Here is a 12090-nt window from a genome sequence, read left to right as displayed (position 1 = left end):
CATGGAGCGCGGCACATTGCAATGTGCTGAGTTATTCTCGATCGCAGCTGTCCACTCTGACGCATGCCTTCCCGGCTATGGGACTTGGATGCAACACAGGTGGGCTCTCAGACCCAAAGTGAGCGCTAACATCAAGCTGTTTTGTAGCCTAGCTCACAAAATTTCGGCATCGTGACGTTGACCGGCTTGGGTCGAGGCGCTGGTTCGTCACCCGCCGGCTGGTCATCACCCGCAGCGATGGCATCGCCCACCAACACGCAAAGCTCGGGCAAGCCGCCATCTAAGCTGGACTGTTGCCCACGGAAGGAACCCTCAATGAGCATGGAAGGCGCGGCCTGGAGCTCGCTGTACAAGATCTCTACCGCCAGGGACGGCAAGCACGGTTTCTCCCGTGAGTCCGTTCGGCGGATCCTGACGTTCGCGGTCCCCTACCGGTCCAAGCTGCTGATCTTCATCACCCTCTCCACCGTGGGAGCGTTCCTCGCGGTCGCGACGCCGGTACTCGCCGGCCAGGTGGTCGACGTCATCGTCGCCCAGGGTGCGGTCAGCACGATCGTTTGGCTCGCCGTCGTCATCGCCCTCGTGGCCGTGGCCGACGCCGCCGTGTCACTCGTGACGCGCTGGTACTCGGCGCGGATCGGCGAAGGCGTGATCCTGGACCTCCGCACTGCCGTCTTCAACCACGTGCAGAAGATGCCGATCGCGTTCTTCACCCGCACGCGGACGGGCGCCCTCGTGAGCCGCCTCAACAACGATGTGATCGGCGCTCAGCAGGCCTTCAGCGGCACACTGTCCGGCGTGGTCACGAACCTCGTGGCGCTGATCCTCACCCTGATCGTCATGCTCAGCACGTCCTGGCTCGTGACGGTTCTCGCCGTGATCATGCTCCCCATCTTCCTGGTACCCGCGCGCCGCATGGGCAGCCGCCTCGCCGCGCTGCGCCGCGAGGCCGCCGATCACAATTCCGCCATGAGTACGCAGATGACCGAGCGCTTCTCGGCGCCCGGTGCCACCCTCGTCAAGCTGTTCGGCCGGCCCGACGAGGAGGCCGAGGAGTTTCGCGTCCGCGCCGCCCGTGTCCGCGACATCGGGGTCCGGACCGCGATGCTGCAGTTCGTCTTCTTCACCGCACTGATGCTCGTCTCCGCTCTCGCCCTCGCGCTCGTGTATGGGCTCGGCGGCTCCCTCGCACTCGCCGGCCAGCTGAATACCGGTGACGTGGTCACCCTGGCGCTCCTCCTCACCCGCCTCTACGCGCCGCTCACCAGCCTCGCAAACGCACGGGTGGAAATCATGAGCGCGGTGGTCAGCTTCGAGCGCGTCTTCGAGGTGCTGGACCTCGACCCACTCATCAAGGAGAACCCCGACGCCGTCGGCGTCCCCGAAGGCCAGGTGTCCGTCGAGTTCGACAACGTCCGCTTCGCCTACCCGTCCGCGGACAAAGTGTCCCTCGCCTCTCTCGAGGAGGTTGCCACGCTGGACACCCGCGGCGGCGAGGAGGTGCTGCACGGCGTGTCCTTCAGGATCGAGCCGGGGCAGACCGTTGCCCTCGTTGGTACGTCCGGTGCCGGCAAGTCCACAATTGCGCAGCTCCTCTCGCGCCTGTATGACGTCGACAGCGGCGCCGTGCGCCTCGCGGGGACGGATGTCCGCGATGTCACCTTCGCCTCCATGCGGCACACCCTGGGCATGGTGACGCAGGACGGCCACCTGTTCCACGAGACCATCCTCTCCAACCTGCGCCTCGCGAGGCCGGAGGCGTCCGACGACGAGGTGTGGGACGCGGTCCGCCGTGCGCGGCTCGAGCCGCTCATCCGGTCCCTGCCGGACCAGCTGGACACCATGGTCGGAGAGCGTGGCTACCGACTGTCCGGGGGTGAGCGCCAGCGGATGACCATCGCGAGGCTCCTGCTCGCCCAGCCGCGCGTCGTCATCCTCGACGAGGCGACAGCGGCGCTGGACTCGACGTCTGAGGCCGCCGTGCAGGCGGCGCTCAGCGAGGCGCTCGAGGGACGGACGGCGATGGTGATCGCGCACCGCCTCTCCACCATCCGCAGCGCGGACCTGATCCTCGTGGTTGAGGACGGCTCGATCGTGGAGCGCGGTACGCACGAGGAACTGCTGGCTGTGGGTGGGCGGTACGAGGAATTGCACCGGACCCAGTTCGCCGTGCAGAAGAATGTTGCGGCCGATGAGGAAGCGTTGAGCCGGACCTAGTCGCTGAGCACCCGAGCCATGCACTTGCTTCTTTTGAACCAGCGACCCCCTGAAGGCTACAGCCTTAATTCGGTTGAAGCCGAAATTGTCCGGATACTCGCGGATTCCCTTGTATTTACAGGGAACCGGGCGGTTCGCTGTCTCCAATTGTAGGCCAACGTTTCGGGTCAAATCGAGATGAATTAGATGGGTAAATGATGGACTTGCGGACCCGCTTGGAGCGCCATCACGAGCTCTCTTCTACGTCTCCCCCACATGCCGCCGCATGTGACCGAGTAAGTGCAGGCCAACCACGGTGAGAGCCACTCGCGCTTCGAAGTCACCTCGCTTCGGCACGGTCACGTTTCTGCCGCATGGAATGCCTGCCCGCTAGTGATCCAGCTAGGAGTGACGCGCCAACGAGCAGGAGCCCGACGAGCGACGTAACCCCCGACCATGATGCGCCACCTGAAACGACCAGGCCAGTGAACGTCACCACAGCCGACAGCACCGCGAGGGGCAACCCCACTCTAAAAGCTGTCTTCCGCGCGGTTGCCTGGCTCTCTCTATCGCCCGGCCCGAAGTCATGAGCAAGCCAGCCAAGAGCAGTGGCACTGTGCACGTCAACCGTCGGCGCCAGAGCGACGAGAACAGACGCGATCAAGGCGACAAAGCCGATGACTAGCCAGACGCTCATTCGTTCCCCCTGAGATCGAAATCGAAACGCTAGCAGCCTACGAGAATCCCGAGGCCAGCGGCAATGAGTCGTCGACATCGGACCGGTCGCCGCGGGTTCGACGACAGCCGGCTGCCCCGCGCTGTGCGTCTACCCGTCAGTCAGGACGTCATCGACGGTGAAATCTGTCTCGATACGCGAGTCTCGTCTCTCATGCGTAACAGCCGAGCAGCACGGCATACTGAGGGCATGTCGTGTCGCACACTGCTCGCAGTGCCGTCTCTCCTCCTCGTCGGAGCTGCGCTGGCAGGGTGCGCGCTCATCGACAACCAAAGCGCGCTCACCATTGAGGCGGTGGTGAATGCTGAGTACGAAACAGATTCCACGACCAATCCTCAGGACGTCACCGCGGATGAATGTGGTGCACCAGTTGACTGCCTCGAAGCCTTCACGACCGATGAAGCGTCGTACCTCCGATTCGGCAGTCGTGAGAGAGCCGCCGAGTATGCCGCGACGCTGGAAGACGGCTTCGTCGTCAACTTCATCGTCATGGACTTCGCGGGTCATGACGCCCCCATAGAAAGTCAACGGCGGGCGATGGAAGCTCTCGCTTGGACTTGGCAAGACTACGAGGGAACCTTCCCCGCGCGGTAGACGCACGGAGCCGCGCGGGTGTCGCGTAACTTCGTCTGACTCATATCCCATGAGGACAGCGGCAGACGCTGCCACCCAGGTGTCTGTCGGAGCGATGCCCGCGAGACGTAGCGCGACCATGGGGTGTTGAACTCACCGAGGCTAGGCGCCCGCTAAAGGATCGACTATCGGACACCGAAGCGAGCCCAGGAATCAGCGGGAAGGGCGGGATACCCAGGCACCTCGCGACGTTCGAGCGTCCAGTGATCGTCGGCCTCAGCGGCCACAGTGGGCCAAAACTGAGCTGCCACCTTGTTGCTGTCCTGGAACGCGACTGACCAGGGTCCCGGCTGCAGCCCCGTGACGTGTTTCACGGCGGCTCGGCCAACTCCTGAGCGCCGCGCGCCGTGAACGATGAAGAAGCTGCTGATGACCCGTTCGTTGGTATCGAGCCCGCGCACTACTGCCAGCCCCACGGGTGCCGAACCTAGCCAGAACAGGTACGCACCCCAGCCCGGCTCGGTTAACGCTGCGTCGAGGCGTTCTTGGCGAAAGCGCCCTTCGTTGTCAGGAAGCGCTCCCGAGTACGCGGACATGTCGTGCCGGAACATTGTCCAGAGTCGTTCGAGCAGGGGGCGGTGCTCCTCGCCTGCAGCGAGGGCGCAAAAGGAATTCGGTGGAGTGGTCATACAGAAAAACCTCCACCCGGCGGGGTGGAGGTTTCGATGTCAGCAGTCTATCGCTGTACGTGAGTCCATCAACTTTCGGGCACGTACGCCCACCGAGCGATCGCAAAGCCCCGCCACGTCGCGATCAGATTCACCCGCTTCTGCCACCTCGAAACGACTACTGCCGGTTTTAGGCAGCAGGAGCGACTGCTACGCCATCGCCGGGTCCATGCTCAACGAGCGGGCCTGACCTGTCGCTGATCCGGGTACCCTGCTCTGTCGTCGCAGCCCCTACCAGCACACCAAACTCGAAGCCTGAGTACCGCGTCCGTCTCAGCAGGCCGGCCTTCGGTTCAGCGTGCGCACCAGGCCCGACTGCCGATACGAAGATATCCCTAGTCTCGTCACCACTGGCGACGAAGGTCACCCGGCGGTCAAATATCTCCGACTCGAAGCGGGCGCGTAGCTCAATGACGAACTCGCCACCGACTTCCACATCAGGACGCAGAACGCTCAAATTCCCCAATGTAACTTCGCCAACGCGCTTGAGAGTCCCGTCAGGCTGGCGGATCAATATCGTTGCGCAACCTTCCCGCACCTTGCCATCTTTCACCCATAAGACGTCATCACGCGGATAACACCCCACGGTCACCTCGTCTGTTACCACAACACCCATTCCTCCCCAAAGCCATAAGGCACAACGCTGCGACGATCTTGAACGTCGGGGCGGCCTCCGGGCTTAGTCAACCACGTCACCTAAGTCGCACGATGACTGACACGTCAGGCAGTGGATCGTCTTACGGTTCGAGCAAACGCTGGCAACCGAAGATCACTGCTGCGGCGATGAACATACCCACGCCCCGACCGATCTCACCGTTGAAGAGGTCGAAAAGGGCCCGAACGACCAGCATTCCCACGAGGATGTAGGCGATCCATCGAATCTTGTGCTGACCGGGACGCGCTTCGGTCGTCCGCTGTCCGATCCGGTCGTGATCGCCGACAAGCTCCACTCTCAGCAGAAGCCCGAGCAAACGCCGCACCGGCAAGGACGCAGCGCAACTGGGCGGATGGAGCCGCGCCACCCTTTACCGTCACCAGCAAGCCAAAGCAGCCCCTATGAGCACGAAGCCGTCCGACGGCGTAGAGCGGTGTCAGACTCGTCGGCACGCACTGCCTGGCGACACGCTCCTCCTTCGAGGACAGGCTTGTCTATTCCATCGAGGTTCCTCAGCCCAGCCGGAGTGACAGTCAGTTCCTTCTAGTCGCACAGGTAGGGGGCGCAACTCAAAGCCTCCATGAATACAACACCCATGCGTGGCCGAGTGGGGTGACTGCCCCTGAACGGGCGAGTCACCCCTGCTTTCAGCTACAAGTGTGATTTCTCTCTGCGGCGAACGATGAGCGCGGCAAGGCTCAGCAGCGTTGTGAACAGAGCGAGCAGCACCACGAGGTTTGTTCGTACGGTATCCACGACGCCGCCAGCGAAAAATACCGATAGGGCGACCGCGGCAGTGGCAATTGCGAACAGCAGAGCGCCACCAGCAAGAACAATGACGATCCGACGAGTAGTCATGTGATTCAGCCTACTGACCCCAACAACTCGCGGCCGGAGAGCCACCGACGTTCAACCAGATCCCACCGTTACTACTGAAAGCCTGGCAAGTGGCGATGGCTGCTCCTCCGAAAGTAATCACAGCGGCAACAAGCCCTCCGATCGGTACCGCGGCAGCCCCCGCCCCGATCACCACGAGGGCTGCAGTCACGGCTCCAACTCCGGCTACCCCAAGTCCGGCAGCTGCTATGAGCTTGGTCGTGTTGCAGCTGTTCGCCCCGAATTGAAAGCCCCATGGAACGTAGCGGCCGTTGTAACCGTTTTTACCCGAGCAGCTTTTGCTGCCAGGGCCGCGACGCGCTCTGATCCAGCCGAGGGTGCAGCCTTGACAGTGCCGACCACTGTCCATCCGTCGGACTCGAGGACAGCAGCGTAGTCCGCGATGCTTTGGGGAGTCGCACCACCCTGGGCGGCGGCAGCCGCGTCAAATACGAAGGCTTCGGTGTCGGTGGATCCGATCACAGCAGCGATGTCCGTTTCGTCCTGGACGGTCAAGGTGACCGGCGTCCCACCCGAGACGACAGGCGTCGGCGGAGGTGTTTGCGGTGCGGCATTGGCCGCAGAACTCGCCCCAAGAACAAGAGCGACCACTGTGGTGGTCGTTAGAAGGAGGGCCTGCCACTTGCGGCGGCCAGTATTAGCGTGCATCTGTGACGACACCCGCATCCATATCCGATTGCAAAGCGGAGAGAAGTCCATCGGTCTCAGTCTGATCAACGAGGCGAACGATGCTCGTCTCGACTTGGCTAAAACGGCCATGGAGACCGGACTTTTCGCGGCCGTATCGCTCCAAGCGCCGTGGCAAGGTGGCGAACTGAATGATGATGACGGATACAGCTCCGTGAACCTGTTGGTGTCACCATCAGCTACGACAACGCCTGGTTCGGCACTTATTTCCGCTGACGCGCTTGTCAACGTTGCCGGGTTCATCCGGAGCACGTCGACTGTGATGATTGGTGACTTGGACGAGTATGCGGGTGCCAGCGGCCCCACATTCCGAAGCACGGTCAGGACCAACTTTTCAGGGCCACTGCCCGAGGGGTCTGAAGCCTGCACAAACGCACTCTTTGCGCTGACAGACGTCTACTCATTCAACGTTGCTCTCCCGGCATCTGACTTTGGAAACGACATCTTCGTCTCTGACGAGAAAGCGCCACTTGTTCAACAGTCGTTAGCGGACCAAGGGTGTGACCAGATCCTCGCCCCGATGAAGTACCAGCCCGAATAGTCCAACCCGACATAGCCAGAGCGATCCGTCTCGAATCTTATATGTTTCGATACACGGAGGTTAGGCGACGTCGGGCTCTCAAGGAGCCCTCCGATGGAGCATGAAGACTCTGACCAGACCTGGGCGCATTTGACCCTGCAGCCTAGGCAAAATCCGAGCGATCCTGGCGCAACGGAGCAGGTAGGTTGAGGACATGAGCGCGCGTGGAGGCATCGTCGTGAGGAGCAGGCGCGGATGAACGACACTGAATCTTCCCGCGGTACTGGTTCGGCCCGCATTCTTCAGGCGCTCTGGATTGTTGGCTACCTGATTGGCACCAGCACGCACACCGTCGATCTCCTGCTGGGTGGCACAAACGCCTATTCGTCCTTCCCCGATCCTCTTCGCCTGTTCTGGATCTTGCTGACGGTTTTAGATCCGCTTGTCGTCGTTCTCATATTGCTCCAGAAACAGGCTGGCGTCGTCCTCGGTGTTGTCGTCATCGTCGTCGACGTTGGCGTGAATGCCACGGTTTACGCCACGATCGGAGGCCTTTCACTCTTTGGCGTACTCTGTCAGACGCTGTTCGGCATCCTGATACTCATCACGGCTCGACCACTATCCGCCTGGTTTGCCGCCGTCAATCGATCAAAATGACTCACGGGCATAGCGGGTGTCTCGCTCACGGGGACGACCACTGGATGGATTGATTGGGAGGCTTCTAGTGAGTGAAGTGAAAATACCAGTGCAAGTACTGGTTGTGGTCATACGCACGGTACTTCTTTGGATAGTCGTTCCACTTGCCTGCATTGCATGGGTCGTATTGTTCTGGAAAACCAGGGCCACATTGGGGGCTTGTCTTGGGTGGTTTGATGTGAATCTGATTGTATTCATCCAACGGATAATCGTCAGGCCGTTTATTCGCAGGCCACCACCGCCTTGGTTAGCGCTGTCCAAGATGGCAACCATGGAGCACCGCATAGGCTTCCTCGAACTCTGGTAACCCAAATTCATCGGTGGGAACGACTGCGCCTTTGGAGTAGCCAACAGCGAGCGATGCTGTAGCCGTCGACTGGGCCGGCTCGCTGCGCTTCGTCGTGCTGCCTCTGGTGCCGCTAGCAACCATCTCAAAATGCCGCCAGCCACGGCGGCATCGTGGGAATCAAACGCACGATGTCGGGCCCGGCATCCTGTTGTCTCGTAGGTCCGGATACGAGACAAGTCACCTGCTGCTCACGACGTGCACAGGATCGATCTGAAGTGTCTCGTATCCCATGGGTTTCGACACACTGAGGTTACGAGACACCTCACCTATGAATCGGATTGCAACGGGAGCTGCGCGGGTGCCCAGGTCTCAGCGTTGCCCGTAAATGGAACCCTCAACGGGAACTTTCAGCGGACGGTCGAGCCTTCTACCACTCGCAGGCATCCACGCTCCTCGCTCTCGGCGCCGGCAGGAGGCGTCCACAATGGACCGCAGCGACCGACTCTAGAGTCGACTCGCGAGAGCAGCGTTCGCGAGAGGTGCACGCGAGTCATATGCGCGTTGCTCGACCTTGTCCGTCGTAAGCAGGCTTTGTACCCGATGAGGGTTGGTGGGGCAGAAGTGGTCCTTTCCATTCCGCAGGCTGATGACGAGGAGTTTGCGGCACTGCGCGGATCCCTGGGGGGTGCGGGATGGAAATGAACCTCGATTGGCCAGGAACTCACGGATAGCCTTGTGTGTCTCGAGGGACCCTTGACACCGTTCGCAGCGCACAGCAGACTGCTTGGAGCGCACAGACGGCTTGGCGCACCTCCTGGGCGTCCGACTGCCGTGCGTGGCGCATCTAGGGAGGCCTCATGGCCGGTCAACCTCCTCCCGAGGAGATCTTCCGCTTCGCGGTCGTACGCAACCCCAGACCGCTGGACGCGAAGCATATGACATCCGTCGCCATCAAGACCGTGGTCTCCGGCGATGAGCAGACACATCCGGAGTATAAGGGCCTGCTGAAGTTGATCGCCGGTGGAGCGGACCGGGTAACAATCCGCGCCTACGCTGCCAGGCGGCTTGGCGCACCGACCTTCATGAGCCACCTCGAGAAACTCAGCACGCCGGTGCTGGACCTCGCGGACCGACTGGCTGCGCTGGACCGACCTCTAGCCCAGGATGTCAGCGACACCATCACTGCCTCGTTCGGCGTCGCGGCGGTGAGTGCCGTCTCCCTGCTCTCGTTGAGCAAAGATCGTGTGACGATCGCTGACTCCTTGATCCTTGCGAGCGTGGTCGACCCTCTAGTTCCCGGACTGCGGAGCCGTCTGGTGCAGGGGTTGCGTGCGGTCGAATTGGTCAACCTCCTCGCCGCCGCCGGCTCGCAGGTCGACGACCAGAATGTTCGTCGCTTGCTGCGGGCCACCGTGCTCCTGCCGCGCTCCATCTTCCCGCTGCCCACGGACTCGACGGAGGCGGACTCCAACGAGGCCGAGCGGAAGCTCCGGGAGAAGGCGGGAGCCGATCGCAAGGGCAAGGCCCAGAAGGCGGTCGACCGAATGGCGATCAACGCCAAGGTGATCGACGAGTTGACCTCAAAGCTGTCTCGGCACCACTTCACCGACCTGACCGGCGACAACGGGAGTCCGAAGGTCCGCGCGGCGGCATCGGTGATACCGCGGAGCAGTCTCTCGCCCGCGACCCAAGCTGTGCTGTCGAATGACCTGCGTCTAAATGTCGACCGGGTGGACGTGGCTCATGCCGTCACGCTCCTTGAGAAGCGGAACCTCCTGCTCGGCCAGGAGGTTGCCAACTTCGATGACCTCGTCGTGCAGGGGGATCTCACATCCTTCGCGGTTTGTGGCGAGTGCAAGCCAGACCCGCGCCGCCCCGCGCAAGGGGCCGCCAACGACTTTGAACCCGCGACGCGAGGAGCGGTCGAGGTCGTCGGTGTCCAGGACTTGCTGATCGTGCGTCAACGACTGGCGGAGTACCGCGCTGGCGAGATCGCTCACATTGAGAACGTGCTCAAGGGCGAGATGAAGGCGAAGAGGCACCGAAAACTCGATCGCACCGAGACCACCTTCTTTTCAGAGACCGAGCATGAGGAGAACGTCGAGGAGGAGCTGCAGACCACCGACAAGTACGAGCTCCAAAGTGCGTCGTCGCGGACGATCCAGGAGGACAAGAAGGCGGAGGCAGGTGTGACCGTCACCGCGTCGTATGGACCGGTCGAGGTCGAGGCCCACGGCAGCTTCGCGAACTCGACTAGCACGTCGGAGAGTCGACAGTCGGCCTCGACGTACGCGCGCGACGTTGTCAGCCGATCCGTCCACAGCATCAGGGAGCGCGTGCTGAGCCGGCGCAGCCGCAACGACATCACCGAGCTCGAGGTGATCAACGAGCACGAACTGAACAACAGGAAGGGCACGGGTCGCGTCGTCGGCGTCTATCGCTGGGTCGACAAGTTCTACGAGGCGCAGGTCGTAAACTACGGCCAGCGCACGATGCTGGAGTTCATGGTGCCCGACCCGGCCGCGTTCTACCGATACGCACAGGTCGTGCCGTCCCGCTCGATGGCTAATGAGCGACCAGAGAGGCCGGGCTTCTGCCGCAACGGCGAGTTCCAGCCGCTGCGACCAACGGACCTGCGGCCGGAGAACTACCTGTGCTTCGTCGCCAGGTACAACGTTGCCGATGTCGATCCGCCTCAACCTCGCTTCGTGCGGGTCTCAGACCTCTTGAAGTTCAAGGTGGACACCACTGACGAGAACCCGATCACGTTCGCCGAGGTCAACGACAGCTTCAAGGTTCCTGTCGGCTACGCGCCCAGAGACGTGACCTACAGGATCGCGGGAGGCAATTCCCACAGCGGAGTTACCAACGGGGATGAGCACGACGACATCATCCATGCGATGGTGACCATCGGTAGCAAGACCGTATTCAGCTACTACAAGAACGAGATCGGCAAGACCCCGGGTGGCACCGACACGTGGCCAGACCTCCTCCAGGTCATCGAGTGGGGTCAGCCACTATCGGCCGTTGAGCAGCAGTTCGGGTCGTACGCCGTCGGCGACCTGGCGGGGTCGTTGCCGGCCGACCCCTCCGTCGCCGACGACCAGGCGGTCAAGGTCTCGCTTGTCGGCCACACGACACTGCCGATGAGCGTCGCCATCCACTACACGGTCCTGTGCGAGCGCACCCAGCAGGCTTTCGAGAGGTGGCAACTGGACACCTTTGCTGCGATCCAGCAGGCATACCTCGCCCTGCTTCGCGAGTACGAGACCTCGCTCGAGGAAGACCTCCCACGCACGTTGATGGCGATCGAGGGCCGCAACCCTGCCTTCAATCGGGAGATCGAGCGGCGCGAGCTGAAGAAGTTCGCGATCACGCTGCTAACGGGTCAGCAGTACGACTCGTTCAATGCCATGGAGCGCCACTATCTCACTGGGATTCCCCAGATCAACCTGGAGGACGCGAGTGCCGAAGGCAGGTTCGTGCGCTTCTTCGAGCAGGCGCTCGAGTGGAAGCACATGACTTACCTTTTCTACCCGTATTTCTGGGCCGCGAAGTCAGGCTGGGTATCAGCGCTCCACCAGACAGACGTGGACACCTTGTTCGCGCAGTTCCTGCAAGCAGGCTTCGCTCGTGTGTGGGTGCCCATCAGACCCGGCTTCGACCTGGTAGTGCTGAACTACTTGCAGGCGGGCGGAGAGCCCTGGTCCGAGAAGGACGCGCCGCTGCTCGAGGAGCCAGCGGGGGGTCCACCACCCCTGCTCTCGCTCATCAACGAGATCAAGGAGTCACTCGGCGCCGACTTCGAGTTCCGGCCGGGAACCATCCAGGTCACTAAGGGCTCCGCGAACGTGGTCGGCACCGGCACAGACTTCATCGAGGACGACACCGATCGGGAGATCCTCTTCGCGCTGACCTACCACCGCATAAGCAAGGTCGACGTGGCGAACCAGACGGTCACCTTGTCCGCGAAGTATGAGGGGGACAATGCGCCTGCCCTGAGGTTCGCGATCGGCGTCAAGTTCGTCGGGCCGCCGTGGCTGGTGCAGGTACCGACGACGCTGGTCCACCTCGCGCAAGACGACAGCATGATTGTGGGCTAGGTCGGAGTCC

9 protein-coding genes are annotated in these 12090 nt (G+C 62.0%); 5 read left to right on the top strand and 4 right to left on the bottom strand.

The window, feature by feature from the left end:
• The first annotated feature begins 315 nt into the window (after positions 1–315).
• Both B7495_RS06240 and B7495_RS06235 read left to right on the top strand, forming a co-directional pair.
• On the top strand, positions 316–2217 hold the full coding sequence (locus B7495_RS06240) for an ABC transporter ATP-binding protein (RefSeq protein WP_088455815.1): 1902 nt from the start codon (positions 316–318) through the stop codon (positions 2215–2217).
• 928 nt (positions 2218–3145) lie between these two features.
• Positions 3146–3526, top strand: coding sequence for a hypothetical protein (locus B7495_RS06235; RefSeq protein ID WP_151199553.1), 381 nt, complete (start codon positions 3146–3148; stop codon positions 3524–3526).
• A gap of 164 nt (positions 3527–3690) precedes the next feature.
• Here B7495_RS06235 and B7495_RS06230 read toward each other — a convergent pair whose 3' ends face one another.
• From B7495_RS06230 to B7495_RS18785, 4 genes are all read right to left on the bottom strand, one after another.
• The gene (locus B7495_RS06230) at positions 3691–4194 is read right to left on the bottom strand and encodes a GNAT family N-acetyltransferase (RefSeq protein ID WP_088455813.1); all 504 of its coding nucleotides are present in this window, start codon (positions 4192–4194) and stop codon (positions 3691–3693) included.
• A gap of 169 nt (positions 4195–4363) precedes the next feature.
• Entirely contained in the window at positions 4364–4840 is a 477-nt protein-coding gene (locus B7495_RS18790) for a hypothetical protein (protein ID WP_151199552.1), read from the bottom strand.
• Between the two features lie 130 nt (positions 4841–4970).
• Entirely contained in the window at positions 4971–5183 is a 213-nt protein-coding gene (locus B7495_RS19055; protein ID WP_205748717.1) for a hypothetical protein, read from the bottom strand.
• A gap of 356 nt (positions 5184–5539) precedes the next feature.
• Positions 5540–5746, bottom strand: a complete 207-nt coding sequence (locus tag B7495_RS18785) for a hypothetical protein (protein WP_134480524.1) — start codon at positions 5744–5746, stop codon at positions 5540–5542.
• Between the two features lie 487 nt (positions 5747–6233).
• Here B7495_RS18785 and B7495_RS18780 point away from each other — a divergent pair, with 487 nt between their 5' ends.
• The 3 genes from B7495_RS18780 to B7495_RS06205 all read left to right on the top strand — a co-directional run bounded on the left by B7495_RS18780 (position 6234) and on the right by B7495_RS06205 (position 12080).
• Positions 6234–7013: a hypothetical protein gene (locus B7495_RS18780; RefSeq protein ID WP_151199551.1), complete on the top strand. Its 780-nt coding sequence runs from the start codon at positions 6234–6236 to the stop codon at positions 7011–7013.
• 234 nt (positions 7014–7247) lie between these two features.
• On the top strand, positions 7248–7649 hold the full coding sequence (locus B7495_RS06210) for a hypothetical protein (protein ID WP_088455810.1): 402 nt from the start codon (positions 7248–7250) through the stop codon (positions 7647–7649).
• Between the two features lie 1185 nt (positions 7650–8834).
• Complete coding sequence (locus B7495_RS06205; protein WP_088455809.1) at positions 8835–12080, top strand: hypothetical protein; 3246 nt, start codon at positions 8835–8837, stop codon at positions 12078–12080.
• Positions 12081–12090 lie beyond the last annotated feature (10 nt).

It is taken from the genome of Cryobacterium sp. LW097, from assembly GCF_002205495.2.
Taxonomy (GTDB): domain Bacteria; phylum Actinomycetota; class Actinomycetes; order Actinomycetales; family Microbacteriaceae; genus Cryobacterium; species Cryobacterium zongtaii.
Note: the sequence above shows the minus strand (reverse complement) of the source record. Positions and strands in the feature narration are given on the sequence as shown.

Coding starts and splice junctions, on each gene's coding strand:
- B7495_RS06205 (WP_088455809.1), top strand. CDS start 8,835: ATGGCCGGTCAACCTCCTCCCGAGGAGATCTTCCGCTTCGCGGTCGTA.
- B7495_RS06210 (WP_088455810.1), top strand. CDS start 7,248: ATGAACGACACTGAATCTTCCCGCGGTACTGGTTCGGCCCGCATTCTT.
- B7495_RS06230 (WP_088455813.1), bottom strand. CDS start 4,194: ATGACCACTCCACCGAATTCCTTTTGCGCCCTCGCTGCAGGCGAGGAG.
- B7495_RS06240 (WP_088455815.1), top strand. CDS start 316: ATGAGCATGGAAGGCGCGGCCTGGAGCTCGCTGTACAAGATCTCTACC.
- B7495_RS18785 (WP_134480524.1), bottom strand. CDS start 5,746: ATGACTACTCGTCGGATCGTCATTGTTCTTGCTGGTGGCGCTCTGCTG.